The sequence below is a fragment of the Alkalicoccus luteus genome (assembly GCF_012034335.1).
In the GTDB taxonomy this organism is placed as follows: domain Bacteria; phylum Bacillota; class Bacilli; order Bacillales; family Salisediminibacteriaceae; genus Alkalicoccus; species Alkalicoccus luteus_A.
Genome location: NZ_JAATHJ010000004.1, coordinates 1 through 19,925 on the forward strand (window position 1 = coordinate 1; position 19,925 = coordinate 19,925).

The 19,925-nt window shown below is 51.3% G+C and carries 16 protein-coding genes and 1 other annotated feature; of the genes, 15 read left to right on the top strand and 1 reads right to left on the bottom strand.

Annotated features, from left to right (window positions below):
* Positions 1-244 precede the first annotated feature (244 nt).
* The 4 genes from HCN83_RS03760 to pheT all read left to right on the top strand — a co-directional run bounded on the left by HCN83_RS03760 (position 245) and on the right by pheT (position 5,752).
* Complete coding sequence (locus HCN83_RS03760) at positions 245-1,108, top strand: YitT family protein (RefSeq protein WP_205774495.1); 864 nt, start codon at positions 245-247, stop codon at positions 1,106-1,108.
* 39 nt (positions 1,109-1,147) lie between these two features.
* On the top strand, positions 1,148-1,903 hold the full coding sequence (locus HCN83_RS03765) for a TrmH family RNA methyltransferase (protein WP_168004988.1): 756 nt from the start codon (positions 1,148-1,150) through the stop codon (positions 1,901-1,903).
* Positions 1,904-1,957: 54 nt separating this feature from the next.
* Positions 1,958-2,194 (top strand) — a binding site (T-box leader).
* Between the two features lie 84 nt (positions 2,195-2,278).
* On the top strand, positions 2,279-3,313 hold the full coding sequence (gene pheS, locus HCN83_RS03770) for a phenylalanine--tRNA ligase subunit alpha (RefSeq protein ID WP_168004989.1): 1,035 nt from the start codon (positions 2,279-2,281) through the stop codon (positions 3,311-3,313).
* A gap of 21 nt (positions 3,314-3,334) precedes the next feature.
* The gene (gene pheT, locus HCN83_RS03775) at positions 3,335-5,752 is read left to right on the top strand and encodes a phenylalanine--tRNA ligase subunit beta (protein ID WP_168004990.1); all 2,418 of its coding nucleotides are present in this window, start codon (positions 3,335-3,337) and stop codon (positions 5,750-5,752) included.
* Between the two features lie 104 nt (positions 5,753-5,856).
* On the opposite strand, the gene rnhC is transcribed toward pheT, so the two are convergent.
* Entirely contained in the window at positions 5,857-6,789 is a 933-nt protein-coding gene (rnhC, locus tag HCN83_RS03780) for a ribonuclease HIII (protein ID WP_168004991.1), read from the bottom strand.
* 142 nt (positions 6,790-6,931) lie between these two features.
* On the opposite strand from rnhC, the gene zapA reads away from it, so the two are divergent.
* The 11 genes from zapA to HCN83_RS03835 all read left to right on the top strand — a co-directional run bounded on the left by zapA (position 6,932) and on the right by HCN83_RS03835 (position 19,808).
* Positions 6,932-7,192 carry a cell division protein ZapA gene (zapA, locus tag HCN83_RS03785; RefSeq protein WP_168004992.1) on the top strand — a complete coding sequence of 87 codons (261 nt, stop codon included), beginning with the start codon at positions 6,932-6,934 and terminating at the stop codon, positions 7,190-7,192.
* Positions 7,189-7,734, top strand: coding sequence for a CvpA family protein (locus HCN83_RS03790; RefSeq protein WP_205774496.1), 546 nt, complete (start codon positions 7,189-7,191; stop codon positions 7,732-7,734). Before zapA ends, HCN83_RS03790 begins: the two co-directional genes overlap by 4 nt.
* Positions 7,735-7,811: 77 nt before the next feature.
* Positions 7,812-9,518, top strand: a complete 1,707-nt coding sequence (polX, locus tag HCN83_RS03795; protein WP_168004993.1) for a DNA polymerase/3'-5' exonuclease PolX — start codon at positions 7,812-7,814, stop codon at positions 9,516-9,518.
* A gap of 12 nt (positions 9,519-9,530) precedes the next feature.
* Positions 9,531-11,888, top strand: a complete 2,358-nt coding sequence (locus HCN83_RS03800) for an endonuclease MutS2 (protein ID WP_168004994.1) — start codon at positions 9,531-9,533, stop codon at positions 11,886-11,888.
* A 7-nt stretch (positions 11,889-11,895) separates the two neighbouring features.
* Positions 11,896-12,300, top strand: coding sequence for a DUF350 domain-containing protein (locus HCN83_RS03805; RefSeq protein WP_168004995.1), 405 nt, complete (start codon positions 11,896-11,898; stop codon positions 12,298-12,300).
* Positions 12,301-12,968: 668 nt separating this feature from the next.
* Entirely contained in the window at positions 12,969-14,657 is a 1,689-nt protein-coding gene (locus HCN83_RS03810; protein WP_168004996.1) for an AMP-binding protein, read from the top strand.
* A gap of 90 nt (positions 14,658-14,747) precedes the next feature.
* Positions 14,748-16,460 (top strand): AMP-binding protein, encoded by a 1,713-nt coding sequence (locus HCN83_RS03815; RefSeq protein WP_205774497.1) that lies wholly within the window; start codon positions 14,748-14,750, stop codon positions 16,458-16,460.
* A 108-nt stretch (positions 16,461-16,568) separates the two neighbouring features.
* A complete protein-coding gene (locus HCN83_RS03820; RefSeq protein ID WP_168004997.1) occupies positions 16,569-17,177 on the top strand; it encodes a TetR/AcrR family transcriptional regulator in 609 nt (202 codons plus the stop codon).
* Positions 17,174-17,956, top strand: coding sequence for an enoyl-CoA hydratase (locus HCN83_RS03825; protein WP_168004998.1), 783 nt, complete (start codon positions 17,174-17,176; stop codon positions 17,954-17,956). Before HCN83_RS03820 ends, HCN83_RS03825 begins: the two co-directional genes overlap by 4 nt.
* Before the next feature lie 81 nt (positions 17,957-18,037).
* Positions 18,038-18,808 (top strand): electron transfer flavoprotein subunit beta/FixA family protein, encoded by a 771-nt coding sequence (locus HCN83_RS03830; RefSeq protein WP_168004999.1) that lies wholly within the window; start codon positions 18,038-18,040, stop codon positions 18,806-18,808.
* Between the two features lie 34 nt (positions 18,809-18,842).
* On the top strand, positions 18,843-19,808 hold the full coding sequence (locus HCN83_RS03835) for an electron transfer flavoprotein subunit alpha/FixB family protein (protein ID WP_168005000.1): 966 nt from the start codon (positions 18,843-18,845) through the stop codon (positions 19,806-19,808).
* The last annotated feature ends 117 nt before the right edge of the window (positions 19,809-19,925 follow it).

The window sequence follows — 19,925 nt, forward strand, 5'->3', positions numbered from 1 at the left end:
CCTGGTGGTGTTGGTTTTGTCGCTTACACACAGGTTCGGCGATTTTTTTCTGTTTCCTTCTATAAATTTTTTCTACACATAAAAAAGGGGCTGTCCCGTCGATAATATCGACTTATGGGACAGCCCCTTCTGTTTGATCGCAATTCGTTTTCGGAAATGGGCGATCGTTTATGTTGCAGGGGGAGAAGCTGCGACATGAGGACATCTGAATCCTGTATTGACGGACCGGGTCTGTTTCCCTATAATGCAGAGAGCTGTTTACTCTGCGGACGAAAGGAGCCTGCTGTTGAACTATTTTGTAAAACTTGCCATTATTGTTGCGGCTTCCATCCTGCTGGGATTTGCCTTCAACGTATTTTTACTGCCGCATGAAGTGCTGACAGGAGGAGTAACGGGTGTGGCCATGATCTTTGGTCTCATGACACCCGTAAATACGGGATTCTGGATTATTATCCTGAACATCCCGATTGTCATTTTGGGCTGGATGAAACTCGGAAAAGAGTTTATTATAAACAGTATTATCTCTGTCGCGGTCACATCGGTTTCGATGCTGTATATCCCGATCGTACAGATCACCGAAGACGCGCTGCTTTCCTCCGTGTGGGGCGGCGTTCTGACAGGTGTGGGCATCGGCTTGATTATCCGCTACTACAGTTCAACTGGTGGTTTTGACGTAGTCGGGATCCTGCTGATTAAAAAGTGGGACATTCCGCTCGGAGGGCTGATCTTTGCACTGAACTCCGGTGTCGTTGTCCTCTCCGGCTTTTTCTTCGGCTGGGAGCTGGCGCTTTACACGATGCTGTCGATTTATATTACCGGTATCGTGATTGACCGGATCCATACGCGCCATGTCAAACTCAATCTGATGGTTGTAACGAGTCACGGAGAAGAACTGCGCCGCGCCCTGCTGGAGAATCTCGTCAGAGGAATCACCGTGATCGACGGCCAGGGAGCGTATTCCCGAGAAGAGAAGAAAGTGCTGTATACGGTCATTACGCGCTATGAGCTGGAAATCATCCGAAATGTACTGAAAGAGATCGATCCGGATGCGTTTGTCAGCATCAGTCAGTCGATGCAGGTCATGGGGAATTTCAGAAAAGACGATTAGACCGGCAGCAAAGCCGGCATACAAGAGGGGGGAGTACCGGTGGAAGCTATCTCATCGGTTCAGAATCCACGAATTAAAGCATGGAAAAAACTGCAGAAGAAACGGGAGCGGGACCGTTCCGACCTCTTCCTCGTTGAGGGTGAGCATCTTGTTGAAGAGGCGCTGAAAGCTTCTGTAAAAGTAAAAGTGATCATCATCCGCGAAGACCGGGACATTCCTAAACGCTGGCTTGTAGAAGACGTGGAGCTCGTTTACGTAACGGAGCGGGTGATGGCAGAGCTCGCCGAAACGGAAACACCTCAGGGAATGATTGCGGTCTGTGAAAAGCCGGCCGCAGAAAACATTTTATTTGAATCCGGACGGTACTTGCTGCTCGACCGGATTCAGGACCCGGGCAACCTTGGCAGCATGCTCCGCACGGCAGAAGCTGCCGGGCTTGAGGGCGTTATTTTCGGTGAAGGCTGCGCGGATCCGTTTAACGGAAAGGTCGTGCGCTCCACGCAGGGAGCGATCTTTTACATTGATGTGCAGCAGATGGATCTGCACGATGCGGTGGACCGCTGCCGGGAAAACGGCGTACCCGTTTTTGGAACGAGCTTAAACGGCAGCACCTTTTCAGCGATTGAGCCGCAGGAATCATTTGCCCTGCTTATGGGAAATGAAGGGGCCGGGGTGGAACCGGGCCTTCTGGAGAAAACGGATCAGAATCTGTATATCCCGATTTATGGCGAGGCAGAGTCCCTGAACGTCGGGGCGGCAGCCGGTATTTTAATCTACCATCTGCGCGGAGATTAAAAAGCGATTGAAAAGCGTCCGCGATCCTTATATAATGAACATCAGATCGACTTATAGAGCGCGATGATGGAACGTAGTAAACGGATCTTTCTTTTTGCCAGGGAGACTGTGCCCGAGACTGCAAGCACAGTTCAAAAAGAACCGTTGAATTCACTCCTGAGCAGGTGCCGGAGTAAGCTGATCAGCTGAAAAGGCAGCCCGGAAGGAAGACCGTTATCTTCCTGTTTGAGAGAACAGAAGCGCCTGCTTCTGTTAACTAGGGTGGTACCGCGAAGTCTTTTCGTCCCTCGGTCCGGGGCGGGAAGGCTTTTTTTCGTGGAAGGACCGGCGGCAGAACAGGTGACTTGGTTTATATTTGAAGGAGGTAATGACAGCATGCTGGAACGTCTGCAGGAACTGCACGATGAAGCAGTAGTAAAAGTAGCAGAAGCACAGGATCTTGATTCCCTGCAGCAGGTACGGATATCCTACCTCGGGAAAAAGGGACCGATTACAGAAGTGATGAAAGGAATGGGCAAGCTCTCCAATGAAGAGCGGCCGGTTGTCGGCGCAAAAGCCAACGAAGTGCGTCAATCGGTTCAAAAGCTGATCGAGGAAAAGGAGCGCACGCTGCAGCAGGCAGCAGTTCAAAAGCAGCTTGCAGAAGAAAGCATCGACGTAACGCTTCCCGGCCGTCCGGTAGCACGAGGGGCCCGTCATCCGCTGACATCGGTCGTGGAAACGATTGAAGACATTTTCACGGGCATGGGCTTCCAGGTGGCAGAAGGTCCGGAAGTGGAAACCGATTATTATAATTTTGAATCACTGAACCTGCCGAAGCACCATCCGGCACGGGACATGCAGGATACGTTTTTCGTAACACCTGACCTGCTGCTGAGAACGCAGACGTCCCCGGTTCAGACGAGGACGATGGAGAAGCATGAAGGGAAGGGGCCTGTTAAAATCATCTGCCCTGGTAAGGTGTACCGCCGTGATGAAGATGACGCGACACACTCCCATCAGTTCATGCAGATTGAAGGCCTTGTCGTCGATAAAGGTATTCGCATGAGTGATCTGAAAGGCATGTTTGAAGCGTTCGTAAAAAGCTACTTTGGAGAAGACCGGAAAATGCGGCTTCGTCCAAGCTTCTTTCCATTCACAGAGCCGTCTGCTGAACTGGATGTTTCCTGTGCGATGTGCGGCGGAGAAGGCTGCAGAACGTGCAAGGGCACCGGCTGGATTGAAGTTCTGGGATCCGGTATGGTGCATCCGAACGTACTGAAAATGGGCGGATTCGATCCGGAGGTGTATTCCGGATTTGCTTTTGGCATGGGCGTTGAACGTTTTGCCATGCTGAAATACGGCATTGACGACATTCGTCATTTCTATACGAATGATACCCGATTTTTGGAACAGTTTATCAGAGAGTAGAAAACGGAAGGAGGAAGCAGCGTGCTTTTATCATATAAATGGCTGAGTGAATATGTAGATTTATCCGGAATCACGCCGGAAAAACTGGCTGAGGAGCTGACTCTCCACGGGGTGGAGGTAGACGCAGTCCAGGAGCTTGGAGCAGGTATTACAAACCTTGTTGTCGGTAGAGTTGTCTCCTGCGAGCAGCATCCTGATGCAGATAAGCTGAAGGTCTGCCAGGTCGATGTCGGAGAAGAAGAGTCCGTGCAGATCGTATGCGGGGCTCCGAACGTAGCGGAAGGGCAGTCAGTTGCCGTTGCCCGCGTCGGCGGCAGGCTTCCCGGGGGCATGAAAATCAAGCGTGCCAAGCTGAGAGGACAGGTTTCAGAAGGGATGATTTGTTCCCTGCAGGAGCTTGGCTTCGAAGGAAAGGTCGTTCCGAAAAAATACAGTGAAGGCATTTTCGTTTTTCCGGAGGAAGTCGTGCCGGGAACCGACGCAAAGGAGCCGCTCGGACTGGATGATACGGTGCTGGAGCTTGATCTGACACCGAACCGTTCTGACTGCCTGAGCTATCTGGGGGCTGCTTATGAAGCTGCGGCTGTTCTTAACCGGGACGTGTATATGCCGGAGCCAAGAATCGTTCCTGCAAAAGACCGGACGGAAGAATTCGTGAAGGTTAAGGTACAAGCAGATGAGTGGAACCCGTACTACGGTGCAACGATGATCCGCGGCGTCCAGGTGAGTGAATCACCGCTCTGGCTGCAGACAGCGCTCATGGCAAGCGGCGTCCGTCCGTTGAACAACGTTGTCGATATCACGAACTACGTGCTGCTTGAATACGGTCAGCCGCTGCATGCGTTTGACTTTGACCGGTTCGGATCCGACGAAGTGGTCGTCCGCCGCGCGGAGCAGGATGAAAAAATGACGACGCTTGACGGTGAGGAGCGTACACTGAGTGCCGAGCACCTTGTGATCACGAACGGCATCCGGCCGACTGCGCTCGCGGGCGTCATGGGCGGAGCAGACTCCGAGGTGGAATCAGCCTCCGAAAACCTGCTTTTGGAATCGGCATACTTTAAGCCGGAAACTGTCCGTAAAGCGCAAAAAGACCTTGGCATCCGCAGTGATTCCAGCATCCGTTTTGAAAAAGGGGTTGATCCAAACCGCGTGGCTTCAGCTGGTGAGCGAGCGGCATCGCTGATCCAGCAGCTGGCCGGCGGGGTCGTGTTAGCCGACCCGGTCGAGCATGATACGCTGAACCGCGATGAGCTGAAACTGGATGTGGAAGCAGACCGTATCAATGCGTCACTCGGAACCGACATGTCGGCGGCCGACATGTCGGCTGTGCTGGAACGTCTTCGATTTGGGGTGAAGGAAAAGAAGGGAACGCTTCATGTGACGGTGCCGACACGCAGGCAGGACATTTCGATCGAGCCTGACATCGTGGAAGAAGTCGCGCGTCTCTACGGGTATGATCACATCCCGGTGACGCTTCCGAATACGCCGTCTACGAAAGGCGGTCTGACTACCGCGCAAAAGCGGAAACGCCGGATCCGCCGTTTCCTGGAAGGAGCGGGCATGCACGAAGCCGTGAGCTATTCATTAACGACGGCGCAGAAGGAAGCGCATTTCCGCAGCGAAGAGGATCCGCGCGTCTCGGTATCACTACCGATGAGCGAAGACCGGAGCAGCCTGCGCACAACGCTGATTCCGCATCTTCTGGAAGCGCTGAGTCACAACCGCAACCGGAACCTGTATAACGTTTCGCTGTTCGAGCTTGGTTCTGTATTTCATACGGCTGAAACCGACGTAACAAAGCAGCCGGAAGAGAAGACGTATCTTGCAGGAGCGTTTACCGGAATGTGGGAAACGCATGAATGGCAGGGAGAAAAGAAGCCGGTTGACTTCTACGTCGTAAAAGGGGTAGTGGAAGGTCTGCTTGCTGAATTGAAAGCAGATGTCTCGTTTGAAAAAGCCGAGCGCCGCGGGCTGCATCCGGGGCGAACAGCTTCTGTCATTATTAATAACCGTCCGGCTGGTGTCATTGGCCAGCTTCACCCGGAAACGGCAAAGGCATTTTCGCTTGCGGAAACGTACGTGGTGGAGCTGGATCTCGATGCCCTGCTCCAGGCAGAAGAAAAGGCTGTGCGCTATCGTCCTATTCCGCGCTATCCTGCCGTCGACCGTGATATTGCGCTCGTCGTCGATCAGGCAGTGAGTGCCGCGGAACTGGAAGGAATTATTACAGAAAGCGGACAGCCGCTCCTGGATCGCGTTCATCTGTTTGATCTGTATGAAGGAGAGCATATTGCTCCCGGGAAAAAGTCGGCAGCCTTTTCACTGCGTTACCTGGACCGTGAAAAGACGCTTACCGAAGAGGACGTAGCTGCCGTGCATGGAAAAGTGCTCGACGCTCTGGAGAAAAAAGCCGGAGCACAGCTGCGCCAGCAGTAAAGACGGACTAGACAACTATAAAAACTTGCAAAGAGGGCTCTCCAATGCGGAGAGCCCTCTTTTCAAATCTTTAGCTTATCTATCTTTCTGCGGCAGATAAAAAATTATGAACGAATGACGCGGTCCGTATTGGAGAAGTGCCATTTCACGGACTGGCGCAGTGTTTCTTCACCGTGAAGGCGCAGGACGTCGCGGGCAGCCTGATCGACTCTCGGGCCTGCACCTTTGGGAACTGGAACACCAAGCTTTTTCGCCAGTTTGTCCATTTCCTGAAGGAACGCATAGCGTGCGAGGATGGAGCCCGCTGCGACAGCCGGGTGCATGTCTTCTGCTTTTGTTGCAAAATAGATCGGAATCGAATCAGGCCACTGCTTGCCGCTTTGCTTTAAATAGTTAAAATAGCCTTCCGGTTTGACGAACTGATCGATAAACACACCGTCATAAGAGATGCTGCTTTCCTGGAGCTTCCGGATCACGCCTTTGATCGCTTCGTGGTGAAGCAGTGCCTTCATCCGCCCCTGATTCATGCCCTGCTGCTGGAGCTCGTTGTATTTTTCATTTCGCAGAATCGTCAGGCTGTAGGTGCATTGCTTAAGCAGCTTTGGAGCGGTTTGACGGATTTCGGGGTCGGTAATCGTTTTTGAGTCGCGCAGGCCGAGTTCTTCTGTGTGCTGCAGCTGCTCTTTCGTTAAATGAACGGCTACGACCGTCATCGGTCCGAAATAATCTCCTGTTCCCGTTTCATCGCTGCCAATGACAGACATCGAACGAATGTCAGCCGGAGGCGCCCAGCGATGTGAGACCGGCGCCGTTTTTTTACGAACGGCTCCCGAGGAAGACCGTCCCCATTTTGAAGCTTCCGCGTCTGCCCGCTTTCCCTGAAACAGGACTTTGCCGGATTGATAGGCGGTCACCGTACAGCCGGATGTCTTCGCCTGAAAGACAGCGCCCTGAGGCGGTGACTGAATCGAGCCGGCATAATGCTTCTCCATGCTGCGTAAAAGCTGCCGGTCTGCTTGTATGACCTGCTGTCCCATGTATGTAACCCCCTTGATTGATATACCTTTTCGATTGTACCAGAAAGGCCGGCAGTGGATTCACATGAATTTATTTTTCATCTGTGCCACTGTCATGTTATGATAACAGATAGTCTATGCTGTCATGTCAGGGGGGACTATTGTGGAACAGGATGAGGAAAAAATCCGTACGATTGTGAAAATAGCGAATCAAACGTATACGGTTATCGGAAAGGAATCATCGGACCACGTGCGGGAAGCTTCCGAACTGGTTGATGCAAAAATGAAGCAGCTCCGCGAGTCCAATCCTTATCTGACATCGACACAGCTGGCTGTACTGGCTGCTCTTAACATCAGCAATGAATACGTATCGCTGAAGCGCCAGCAGGAGAACGAGACGAAAGACGAGGATGGGACAACATGATTCTGAGTTTATTTTTACTGCTAATGCTTGCCGTAAGCTTTTCTGTAGGATACCGGCGGGGTTTCATGCTGCAGATCGTACATATTGCAGGACTGGCAGCGGCGTTTATCGTCGCATGGCTGTACTATGAGCCGTTTGCAGAAATGATTCAGCTGTGGATACCGTTCCCCCAGCTGCCGGCTGAAAGCTCCCTTGAACTGCTGAATGAAGCATTCGGCACTGAAAGGGTTTATTATAACGGCATTGCATTTGTGATTATTTTTATTGTCGTCAAGATCATTGCGCAGATCATCGGTTCTCTGTTTGATTTTATTGCAAACCTGCCGATTCTGCACTTTTTCAATAACTGGCTCGGGGCTGTGCTCGGTCTGGTGGAGGGTCTGATCATCATCACGATTCTGCTTCATCTCGCTGCACTGATTCAGGTTGATTTCCTACAGGAAATTCTGCAGTCATCGTCAATTGCCCAATGGATTTTCTATTACACGCCGATCGTTTCCAATGAACTTCGCGAGCTCTGGCTCCAGGGAAGCTGGGACTGATAGGATGTCAAAAAAAGCCTGTTTTTCTGCGTTAGCGTAGGTGAAACAGGACTTTTTTATGTCGGGAGGAAGAAACCATGAATAAAAAAGATATCATTAAGACGCTTGAAACGATCGCCGTTTATCTGGAAGTAGAAGGTGCAAATGCCTTTAGGGTGTCTGCCTACCGGAAAGCAGCCGGCGCGCTGGAACGCGATGAGCGCAGTATGGAAGAGCTTGATGATCCCGCAGCATTATCCGGAATCGGAAAAGGGACAGCAGGCATCATTAATGACCTTCGGGAAACAGGTACTACCGAACTGTTAGAGGAGCTTCGGGAAAGCATACCTGAAGGCCTGATCCCGCTGTTAAAGCTTCAGGGCCTCGGCGGTAAAAAAATCGGCCGCCTTTACCGGGAGCTAGGTGTCACCAATGCCGCAGAATTAAAGGAAGCGTGCGAAGCGGGCCGGGTGGAAGAACTGAGCGGCTTCGGGAAAAAATCCCAGGAGAAAATTCTCGCCGCCGTCGAAGACATGGGAAAACGGCCGGAACGGCTGCCCGTAGCCGGTGTCATGAATGCTGTGCATGATCTGCATGCGAGGCTGCAGGCCGCAGATGCGGTCACCCGTTTTGAACTCGCTGGCAGCTTTCGAAGAGGCCGCGAAACGGTGAAGGATCTGGATTTTATTATCAGCACGGATAAACCGGAAGCAGTGAAGGAACTGCTGCTCGGACTCGGCAATATCCATGCCGTCATCGGCAGCGGGGATACGAAAATATCGGTTGAACTGTCGTACGATGATACGATTGTTCCGGCTGATTTCAGGCTTGTAGAGGACGGCGCCTTTGCCACAACGCTTCATCATTTTACAGGATCGAAGGATCATAACGTGCTCATGCGCCAGCTGGCAAAGGAACGCGGTGAAAAAATCAGTGAATACGGGGTGGAGGACGCTGACGGAAACGTGAAGCAGTTTGACACGGAGCAGGCCTTCTTTGCCCACTTTGATCTTCCGTTTGTGCCGCCGGAGCAGCGCGAAGGCAGAGATGAACTGGAGCAGTCGTTTGACGATCTTGTGGCGCTTGAAGACGTGAAGGGTGACCTGCACATGCACACGACGTGGAGTGACGGAGCGCAGTCGATTCAGGAAATGGCGGAAGCGTGCATCGCAAAAGGGTACTCCTATATGGCAATCACCGATCACTCGAAGTTTCTGCGCGTGGCAAACGGATTAAATGAAGAGAGACTGGCCCGGCAGCACGAAGAAATACGTGCAACCGACGCAGACATACAGATTTTTACCGGTACGGAAATGGATATCCTGCCTGACGGAACGCTCGACTTTGAAGATGCTATTATCGAAAGCGTCGACATGGTGATCGCCTCGATTCATTCTTCTTTTCAGCAGTCAGAGGAAGAAATCATGAAACGTCTGGAGGCTGCGTGCCGTAATCCTTACGTGACGATGATTGCACATCCAACGGGAAGGCTGATTGGTAAAAGAGAGGGGTACAAAGTCGACATGCAGCGACTGATTGAGCTGGCTGCAGAAACTGCCACCGTGCTGGAGGTAAATGCGAACCCGAGCAGGCTCGATCTGTCTGCAGAGCATCTGCGCATGCTGCTCGATTCTGATGTCCGTATCGCTATCAATACAGATGCGCATCATTTTGATATGCTGGAAGATATGGAATCCGGTGTGAAAACGGCTCGACGGGCAGGAATACCGGCTGAACGAATTATTAATACGTGGAGTGCAGACGATTTGAAGGCTTTTCTTCAAACATTCTGCACGCAGTCATAAGGAGAGAAAACCATGCAGGAACGCGTTCTACGAGTGTTGGAATACGACAAAATGAAAGAACAGCTGCTTCCGCACGCTGGATCGTCGCTCGGCAAACAGCGTGTCCGCAGTCTGAAGCCTTCCTACAGTCTGGAAGAGGTACAGAAGGAGCAGAGCCGCACGGCAGAAGCGGGAAAAGTGCTCCGGTTGAAAGGGAGTGCACCGCTCGGGGGCATCCGGGATATCCGGGCCTCCGTCAAGCGTGCAGAAATCGGCGGCAGCCTGAACGCTTCCGAACTGAATGATATTGCCTCCATGATCTATGCATCCAGAACGTTTAAAACGTTCGTGCAGCAAATGGTTGAGGATGAAATCGAATTGAATGTTCTGCCCGAACTGACAGAGGAAATCGTGCCGCTTACCGACCTTCAGCGCGAGATCAATCAAGCGCTCGATGACGATGGCCGTGTGCTCGATTCCGCCAGTGCTGAGCTGCGCACGATTCGCCAGCAGATCCGCTCTCATGAATCAGCTGTCCGCTCACGGCTTGAAGGCATCACCCGGTCTGCATCAGGCAGAAAGATGCTGTCAGATGCTATCGTGACGATCCGGAACGACCGCTACGTTATTCCCGCGAAGGCGGAATACCGGTCGCATTTTGGCGGGATCGTGCATGATCAGTCCGCTTCCGGGCAAACGCTCTTTATAGAACCGGAAAGCGTTGTGCAGACGAACAATCAGCTGCGTGAAGCAAAGACGAAGGAAGCGTATGAGATCGAGCGTATTCTGCAGGCTCTTTCAGCTTCTGTGAGCGGGTATACGTATGAACTCAGCTCGATTACAGATGTCATGACTGAAATCGACTTTATGTTTGCAAAAGCATTATATGCCCGTTCGATCCGGGCAAGTGAACCAAAGCTGAACGAAAACGGAAAGCTTCAATTAAAAGAGGCCCGGCATCCGCTGATTGCCGATGAAGAAATTGTTCCTATTGATGTATCCCTCGGGGAAGACTTTACGTCTCTTGTTATCACGGGACCGAACACGGGAGGAAAAACCGTTACACTGAAGACAGTCGGGCTTCTGACGCTGATGGCCCAGTCCGGACTGCAGATCCCTTGTATGGAAGGCTCTGAAGCAGCGGTGTTTGGAAGCGTGTTTGCCGACATCGGCGATGAGCAGTCCATCGAACAGTCGCTCAGTACGTTTTCTTCCCACATGACGAATATCGTCTCGATTCTGGAAAATGTGCGGCACGATTCTCTCGTCTTATTTGACGAACTCGGTGCAGGAACGGACCCGACTGAGGGGGCAGCGCTTGCTATTTCCATTCTTGACTTCGTTTACAGCCGCGGTGCCAGAACGATTGCGACGACGCACTACAGCGAGCTGAAAGGATACGCTTACAACCGTGAAGGCGTTATGAATGCAAGCGTGGAATTCAACGTGGAGACGCTCCGCCCGACTTACAGACTTCTGATTGGCGTGCCGGGCCGGAGTAATGCGTTTGCGATTTCAGAACGTCTCGGGCTGAGCCGGGAGGTCATCGACGCTGCTAAAGCCCAGATTTCCACGGAAACGAACAAAGTGGAAAACATGATCACCTCGCTTGAAGAAAGCCGCAAGAAGGCCGAACAGGAAATGGAGTCGGCAGCAGCGATCCGCATCGAAGCTGAACAGCTTCATCAGGAGCTTCAGGAGGAAGTCAGCCGCTGGGAAGCAGAAAAAGACCGGCTCCTGCAGAGCGCTCAGGATAAAGCATCCGGCTATGTACAGCAGGCGCGCGAGGAAGCAGATCTGATCATTGGTGAACTGCGGGAAATGCAGAAAAACAATCCTTCGATTAAAGAGCATCAGCTGATCGATGCGAAAAAACATCTGGAAGAAGCAGAGCCGGAGATAGCAAAACCGAAGCCGAAGCCAAAAAAGACAAAGCCGTCCGTTGATACGCTGCAGCCCGGGGATGAAGTAAAGGTAGAGAGCATCAATCAGAAGGGTCACATTGTAGAAAAAGCAAACGACAAGGAATACACGGTCCAGCTCGGTATGATGAAAATGAAGGTAAACAAAGACAATCTGCTCTACATCAGCCGGCCAAAGCAGGTGGAAACAAAGCCGCTTACAGCAGTCCGCGGCCGCAGCGCGCACGTAAAGACGGAGCTCGATCTGCGTGGAGAGCGGTACGAGGATGCCATGCTGCAGGTGGAAAAATATTTGGACGATGCTGTCCTGGCAGGCTATCACCAGGTTTCCATTATTCACGGTAAAGGAACTGGCGCGCTGCGTAAAGGCGTGGAAGCGCTGCTGAAAACACACCGGAACGTAGCAGAAACGAGACTCGGTTCACAAGGTGAGGGCGGCTCCGGGGTGACGATCGCCCAGTTAAGGTAGGTGCGCTATGACCGATTTGTTCAGCCATCCTTACATTTATACGGCAGGCTTGTACAGCCTGACGACGGCTGCCATTGTGTTTTCGCTCGTTATATTTGAACTTGTAACCAAGTATCAGACGTGGGAAGAAATTAAGCGGGGAAATGTCGCAGTGGCACTTGCCTCGTCAGGGAAAATATTCGGCATCGCCAACATTTTCCGCTATTCGATCGAAGCGAATGATTCCGTCATTGACATGCTCGGCTGGGGATTGTTTGGATTTCTGCTTCTGCTGCTCGTCTACTTTATTTATGAATTTTTAACGCCGGCATTTAATGTGGACGAAGAACTGGCAGCCGGGAATCGCGCCGCAGGACTAATCTCCTTCGTTCTCTCGGTGTCGCTTTCGTTTGTTATCGGAGCAACCATTTAACCCGGAGGTAATAGTATGGAACGACTTGCAAAGATTTTAATGGTATTCTGTGCCGTGTTCATGCTCGGCGGCGTCATCTACTGGCTCTTCTTTATTTAGGGGACCGTCGGCACTTCGGGCAGCGCGGCTGTGCACGAAAGGAAGAAACATTTTTAACGAATGCTAACCAGGAGCCGGCGATCGGATATGTGATCGCCGGCTCTTCATTATTCATGAAGTCTCCTAATGAGCTTACAGGCTGATGCTTCTGCCTTCGAAGGGCGCTTGCTGGAAGGAACGGGGCCCGGCTCTCTTTTCCTGCTTAAGAAGGGAGTCGCGGAGGGCTATGAAGGCTTCTATGTCTGTCTGGATGAGAGCAAGATCATCCTTGCCAGCCCCACAGGAGCGACGTTTTGGCGATACAGCGGGAATCCAAGCGCTCGAAGGGTATTTCAAAGGCAAAGCCTACTACTTAAAAGCTACCTAAAAAAAGCTCGATGATCATGTCTGACGCCTAGAGAATGAGTGTTCATTCATTTTTTTGACTGAATTTATGAAATCTTGTTTCTTTTTGGATGCGTTTTCATTACAATATTAGTAAGAGAGAATGTTTGACTATTCTGTGACAACAGAATACGGTCAGTGTCCGGCTGACAGGGAGAAGATAGACAAACAGGGAGGGAACTATCATGACTACATTGACGCAGAAGCCGTGGCTGGAGTCGTATCCGCAGGAAATACCGCATTCGATCCAGTACGAGGAAAAGACGCTGCAGAGCTATCTGAAGCGTGCTGCCGATGAGTTTCCTGATAAAGTCGCGTTCCATTTCATGGGGAAAGAAATGGCGAACAAGGCGGTTTATGAGGAAGCACTGAAGCTCGCAAACGAACTGCGCACACTCGGTGTGGAACAGGGAGACCGAGTCGCGATCATGCTTGCCAACACTCCGCAGGCTGTCATCAGCTACTACGGGGCGCTTTTGGCAGGCGCAGTCGTTGTACAGACGAATCCGCTTTACGTAGAGCGGGAAATCGAACACCAGATGATCGACTCCGGCGCCAAAGTAATGATCTGTCTCGACCTTGTCTATCCGAGAGTGGCGAAAGTAAAAGACCGGACGCCGCTGACGCATATCATCGTCACGGGAATCAAAGATTACCTGCCGTTTCCGAAAAACATGGTGTATCCGTTTATCCAGAAAAAGAACACGGGCATCAAAGTTGATCTGACGTATTCGGATACGCTCTTGTCCTTTACGTCGCTGATTGACAAAGGAAAAGCTGAAGAAATCGAGCTTTCAATTGATCCTAAGCAGGATCTGGCGCTTCTCCAGTACACTGGCGGAACGACCGGACCGGCGAAAGGGGTTATGCTCACCCACTACAACCTGACCGTCAACACGCAGCAGTGCGAGGAATGGATGTATAAAATGAATCCGGGTGAAGAGGTCGTCATGGCGGCACTGCCGTTCTTCCACGTCTATGGGATGACGACCGTAATGAACCTTGCTGTCCGCATGGCATTTAAAATGATCATCATGCCAAAGTTTGATCCTAAGGCGATTTTGAAATCGATTGAAAAGCATAAAGCAACGCTCTATCCGGGAGCACCGACGATGTATATCGGACTTCTTAATCACCCGGATATGAAAAAGCATGATTTATCCTCCATTAAAGCGTGCATCAGCGGATCAGCGCCGCTGCCTGTGGAAGTGCAGACGAAATTTGAAGAGCTTTCGGGGGGAAGTCTGGTAGAGGGTTACGGTCTGACAGAAACGTCTCCGGTTGCCATCGCAAACTTTATCTGGGGCCGGCGTAAGCAAGGCTCGATCGGCGTGCCGTGGCCGGATACCGATGTGAAGGTGCTCTCTGCTGAAACGGGAGAGGATGCTCGTCCGAATGAAGTCGGCGAGCTGATGATCAAAGGGCCGCAGGTGATGAAGGGCTACTGGAACCAGCCGGAAGCAACCCAGGCTTCTTTCCGGGAAGACTGGTTCTTAACGGGTGATATGGGATACATGGATGAAGAAGGCTTTTTCTACATTGTGGACCGTAAAAAAGACATGATCATCGCGGGCGGCTTTAATATTTATCCGCGTGAGGTCGAAGAAGTGCTGTACGAGCATGAGGCCATTCAGGAAGCGTGCGTCATCGGCGTTCCAGATCCATACCGTGGGGAGACGGTGAAGGCATTTATTGTGCTCAAAGAAGGAGCACAGGTGTCCGAAGAGGATCTTGATGAGCACTGCAGACAGGAACTGGCATCATTCAAGCTGCCAAAATACTATGAGTTCCGCGACGAGCTGCCAAAAACAATGGTCGGTAAAATACTGCGCCGCGTTCTGGTAGAAGAAGAAAAAGAAAAGCGCAACAACTGATCGGCCATGTTCCGGAGGAGTCATGCTCTTCCGGAACAGCTGTGAATGAGAGAATGTGATGCTGCCGGAAAGTCATCAGGGGGAATAGAGATGCTCACCGAAACGATTACCCAGCCTTGGCTGGAGCAGTACCCGCCAGAAATTCCGGCAAAGCTCGATTATGAGCGAAAGCCGCTTGAACAGTACTTAGCAGATGCGGCATTTGAAACACCGGATAAAGAGCTGCTCGATTTTCTTGGGAAATCGATGACCTTCCGCGAAGTGTACGAGGCAGCTGCTCGTTTTGCGGCTGCGCTGCAGCGAATGGGATTGAAAAAAGGAGACCGGGCTGCGATTATGCTCGCTAACACGCCGCAGTCCGTTATCAGCTATTACGGCATTCTGCTGGCAGGCGGCGTTGTCGTGCAGACAAATCCACTTTACGTGGAGCGGGAGCTGGAGCACCAGCTCGTCGATTCAGGTGCCGAGATTATCGTTTGTCTTGATCTTGTTTATCCGAAAGTAGAGGCCGTTAAGGAAAAGACGTCTCTGCGTCACGTGATTGTGACACGGATTAAAGACTACCTTCCGTTTCCGAAAAACATGATTTACCCGTTCATTCAGAAGAAGAATACGGGAATGAACGTGAAGCCTGCATATAACGAAACGTGTCATGACTTCGTCAAGCTGATCAAACAGGCGCCGGCGAAGCCCGATCCTGTAGAGGTAGATCCGGAAGAGGATCTCGCGCTGCTGCAATATACCGGAGGCACGACAGGAGCGGCAAAAGGGGTCATGCTCACGCATGCGAATCTCGTGGCGAATACAACGCAGTGTATCCGCTGGATGTATAACATTAACCACGGAGAAGAGGTCATTCTTTGTGCTCTGCCGTTTTTCCACGTTTACGGCATGACTGTCGGCATGAATTTTGCTGTAATGGACCGATCGAAAATGGTCATTCTGCCGAAGTTTGATACGAAACAGACGCTCGAGGCGATTCAAAATCAAAAAGTAACGATTTTCCCTGGAGCGCCTACGATGTACGTCGGGTTAATCAATGACCCGAACGTGTCGAACTACGATTTAAGCTCAGTCGAGGTTTGTATCAGCGGTTCGGCTCCGCTCCCTCTCGAAGTCCAGCAGAAGTTTGAGGAAATGACCGGCGGTAAACTGTCCGAAGGTTTCGGACTTACGGAAGCGTCACCGGTCACGCATTTTAATCTGATGTGGGGAAAACGGCCTCAGGGAAGTATCGGGCTCCCGTGGCCGGACACAGATGTAATGATACTCAGCGCCGAAACGGGAGAGCCTGCTGAACCGGAAGAAGTGGGGGAACTGCTCATCCGTGGCCCCCAGGTGATGCAGGGCTACTGGAACAGACCGGAGGACACAGCGCAGACACTTCAAAACGGCTGGCTTTATACCGGTGATATGGGCTACATGGATCAAGAAGGCTATTTCTACATCGTGGATCGCAAAAAAGACATGATCATCGCCGGCGGATTCAACATCTATCCGCGTGAAATCGAAGAAGTGCTTTACGAGCATGAGGCGGTCAAAGAAGCTGTGGCTGTCGGGATTCCGGATCCGTACCGAGGTGAAACGGTGAAGGCTTATATCGTACTGAAGGACGGCCGGGAAGCCGACGAAGCAGAGCTGGACACGTTCTGCCGCTCGCAGCTGGCGTCCTACAAGGTGCCGCGCTTGTATGAATTCAGGGAAGAGCTCCCGAAGACGATGGTTGGAAAAGTACTGCGCCGGGCCCTCCAGGAAGAGGAAAAAGCAAAGCATGCTGGTCAGACCAGTTCAAATAAGGTATGATACTGATAGAAAGAATTTCCGCTCCGGTCATTGACACACGGAGCGGAGTTCGATATGATTTGATTATGAATGAACAGTCATTCATTTTTGGCGGAGGAGTCGAAAGCCATGGCTAAAAAGCGCGGATTGAAATACGACAAAATTATAGATGCTGCCGTTAAAGTGATCGCACAAAATGGCTATCATCATTCACAGGTTTCCAAGATTGCGAAAGAAGCCGGCGTAGCAGATGGAACGATCTACCTCTATTTTAAAAACAAAGAGGACATTCTCATCTCGCTGTTTGAAGAAAAAATGGGTCAGTTCGTCGACTACATTAAGCATAAGCTGGAAGGTGTTACCTCAGATGAAGAAAAGCTGGCGATTTTAATTAATATGCACCTTGCTCAGCTTGAAAAAGACCATAACCTGGCACTCGTTACCCAGCTCGAGCTCAGGCAGTCGAATATCTCGATTCGCTTTAAAGTGAATGAAGTGCTGAAAGGCTATCTCGGTCTGATCGATTCGATTATCGAACAAGGGAAAGAGAATGGCTCATTTGATGAAGCAATCGACACGCGGATGATGAGGCAGGTCATTTTCGGATCAATCGATGAAGTGGTGACGAACTGGGTCATGAAGGATCACCGTTACGAGCTTGCCCCTTTGGCTGAGCCGTTGCACGCCTTTTTAATGAAAGGCATGATATCCCCGAAACGACTGGAGGAAAAACGATGAGCAGCTGGCAGTATGTTTCAGTAGAACAAGATGACTTTACAGCAGTGATTACGATGAACAAGCCGCCTGCCAATGCGTTGTCTAAAGACATGATTCAAGAGCTTGGCAGTGCAGTGGAGCAGATAATGGAAGATGACAGCGTTCGCGCGGTCGTGCTTCACGGCGAAGGTCGTTTTTTTGCAGCCGGAGCTGACATTAAAGAATTTACGGAGATTAAGCATGGGAGTGAGTTTGCGGACCTCGCGAGGGACGGCCAACGGATCTTCCGGCAGATTGAAACAGCTCAGAAGCCTGTTATTGCCGCGATTCACGGAGCCGCGCTTGGTGGCGGACTGGAGCTCGCAATGGCTTGTCACATGCGGATTGCCTGTGAGAACGCAAAGCTCGGTCTCCCGGAATTGAATCTGGGACTTGTCCCGGGATTTGCGGGCACGCAGCGGCTTCCCAAGCTTGTCGGAAGACCGAGAGCGATGGAAATGCTCCTCACTGGCCAGCCGCTGACCGCAGCTGAAGCAGAAGCGTGGGGACTCGTTAACCGGACTGTTCCGGAAGGAGCCCATCTGGATGAGGCTAAAAAGCTTGCAGAAGCAGCAGCCGGTAAAAGCGTCCGTTCCGTGCAGGCAGTCATGGAACTGCTGCAAAATGCGGAAACCGATCCAATTGAGCGAGGTCAGGAGAAAGAGGCCGTCCAATTTGGTGACGTTTTTGAAACAAAAGATGCAAAAGAGGGGATCACTGCCTTTCTGGAAAAACGAAAACCGAGCTTTAATCAACGATAATAAAGCTGTTCTTACAGCTTTTTTATACTAAAATTAATGAAAGCGCTTCACTGCAGCGCAGTATAAACAGGAGGGAAAACCATGAATATTTTTGTAGTTCTAAAGCGCACGTTTGACACGGAAGAGAAGATTCAGATCGAAAACGGCAAGATTGTGGAAGACGGTGCTGAATTTATTATTAACCCGTACGATGAGTACGCTGTTGAAGAGGCGATCCAGCTTCGGGATGAGCACGGCGGAGAGGTCACGGTTGTAACCGTTGGGGAAGAAGAGGCAGAAAAACAGCTTCGCACCGCACTTGCGATGGGAGCAGATAAAGCGGTATTAATCGAAGATGAAGATATCGAAGACGGAGACACGTTCACGACACAAGCGCTTCTCACGGCATACTTTAAAGATCAGGAAGCAGACGTGATTCTCGGCGGGAACGTAGCGGTAGACGGCGGTTCCGGCCAGGTCGGACCGCGGCTTGCCGACCAGCTCGGCATCAATCACGTGACATCGATTGTAAAGATTGATATCAGTGACGGGCGTGCCGTTATCGAAAAGGACGTGGAAGGGGACCAGATGATCGTGGAAGTACCGCTTCCGGTTCTCGTGACTGCTCAGCAAGGGCTGAATGAGCCGCGCTATCCGTCGCTGCCGGGTATTATGAAGGCGAAAAAGAAGCCGCTTGAAACACTCGACCTTGATGATCTGGACCTTGATGAAGAGGATGCAGAGCCGAAGACGAAGACGGTGGACCGCTATCTCCCGCCTGAAAAGCAGGCTGGCCGGATTCTCGAAGGTGACGTGGACCAGCAGGTTTCTGAACTCGTATCTCTTCTGAAAAACGAAGCGAAAGTTATATAAACGAAAAAAAACGGACAGGAAAGGGTGACTGGTAATGGCAAAATTTCTCGTGATTGGTGAAGTAAAGGACGGCGCGTTCCGTAACGTATCGTTTGAAGCAGTCGGAGCAGCAAAAATGATCGATGAAAGTGCAGAAACGGTAGGAGTTGTACTGGGAAGCGGAGTTACTGACGCAGCAGATACGTTTTACCAGTATGGCGTGGACCGCGTGCTTACAGTAGACGACGAGAAACTGGAAAACTATACGCCTGAAGGATGGACGCAGGCACTTTTGACCGTGATTGAGCAGGAAAATCCGGACGGCATCGTGATGGGACACACGTCTATCGGCCGTGATATTACACCGAAGCTTGCAAGCCGTCTCGGCTCCGGTCTCGTATCCGATGTCGTTGCAATCGAGGGCGGAGCGACGTTTATCCGGCCTATCTACTCCGGTAAAGCGTTTGAGAAGGTAGAAATCGAAGACGGTCTCACGTTTGTCACGATACGCCCGAACAATATTCCGGCTCCTGAGCAGGACAGCTCCCTTAACGGTTCCGCTGAAGCAGTTCAGGCAGAGATTAAGGATCTGGACACGGTTATTAAAGAAGTCGTGAAAAATACGACATCCGGCGTGGATCTTTCAGAAGCCTCGGTCATTGTAGCCGGCGGCCGCGGAATGAAAAATGAGGAGAATTTCAAAATACTCGACGAACTTGCTGAGGTGCTGAATGGCGCAGTTGGTGCGTCCCGTGGAGCATGTGACGCAGAATACTGTGACTACGCGCTGCAGATCGGACAGACAGGGAAAGTTGTTACACCGGATCTGTATATTGCAGTCGGTCTAAGCGGTGCTATTCAGCACGTAGCTGGTATGTCCAACTCCAAAATTATTGTCGCGATCAATAAGGATCCGGAAGCTGATATTTTCTCTATCGCTGACTACGGCATCGTCGGAGACTTGTTCGACATCGTGCCGAAACTCACCGAAGAATTTAAAAAAGCAGTCGTCTCAGGCTGATTATATGACCGGCCCGCATCGGCACTTTCTGATGCGGGCTTTCGCATTCTCTGAAAATCTATGTCGAATCAGTCCACATAGAACAAGCAGTTTTTTTGCATTTGAAAATATGGTACG

Coding starts and splice junctions, on each gene's coding strand:
- HCN83_RS03760 (WP_205774495.1), top strand. CDS start 245: ATGCAGAGAGCTGTTTACTCTGCGGACGAAAGGAGCCTGCTGTTGAAC.
- pheS (WP_168004989.1), top strand. CDS start 2,279: ATGCTGGAACGTCTGCAGGAACTGCACGATGAAGCAGTAGTAAAAGTA.
- rnhC (WP_168004991.1), bottom strand. CDS start 6,789: ATGGGACAGCAGGTCATACAAGCAGACCGGCAGCTTTTACGCAGCATG.
- HCN83_RS03790 (WP_205774496.1), top strand. CDS start 7,189: ATGATTCTGAGTTTATTTTTACTGCTAATGCTTGCCGTAAGCTTTTCT.
- polX (WP_168004993.1), top strand. CDS start 7,812: ATGAATAAAAAAGATATCATTAAGACGCTTGAAACGATCGCCGTTTAT.
- HCN83_RS03800 (WP_168004994.1), top strand. CDS start 9,531: ATGCAGGAACGCGTTCTACGAGTGTTGGAATACGACAAAATGAAAGAA.
- HCN83_RS03805 (WP_168004995.1), top strand. CDS start 11,896: ATGACCGATTTGTTCAGCCATCCTTACATTTATACGGCAGGCTTGTAC.
- HCN83_RS03810 (WP_168004996.1), top strand. CDS start 12,969: ATGACTACATTGACGCAGAAGCCGTGGCTGGAGTCGTATCCGCAGGAA.
- HCN83_RS03815 (WP_205774497.1), top strand. CDS start 14,748: ATGCTCACCGAAACGATTACCCAGCCTTGGCTGGAGCAGTACCCGCCA.
- HCN83_RS03820 (WP_168004997.1), top strand. CDS start 16,569: ATGGCTAAAAAGCGCGGATTGAAATACGACAAAATTATAGATGCTGCC.
- HCN83_RS03825 (WP_168004998.1), top strand. CDS start 17,174: ATGAGCAGCTGGCAGTATGTTTCAGTAGAACAAGATGACTTTACAGCA.
- HCN83_RS03830 (WP_168004999.1), top strand. CDS start 18,038: ATGAATATTTTTGTAGTTCTAAAGCGCACGTTTGACACGGAAGAGAAG.
- HCN83_RS03835 (WP_168005000.1), top strand. CDS start 18,843: ATGGCAAAATTTCTCGTGATTGGTGAAGTAAAGGACGGCGCGTTCCGT.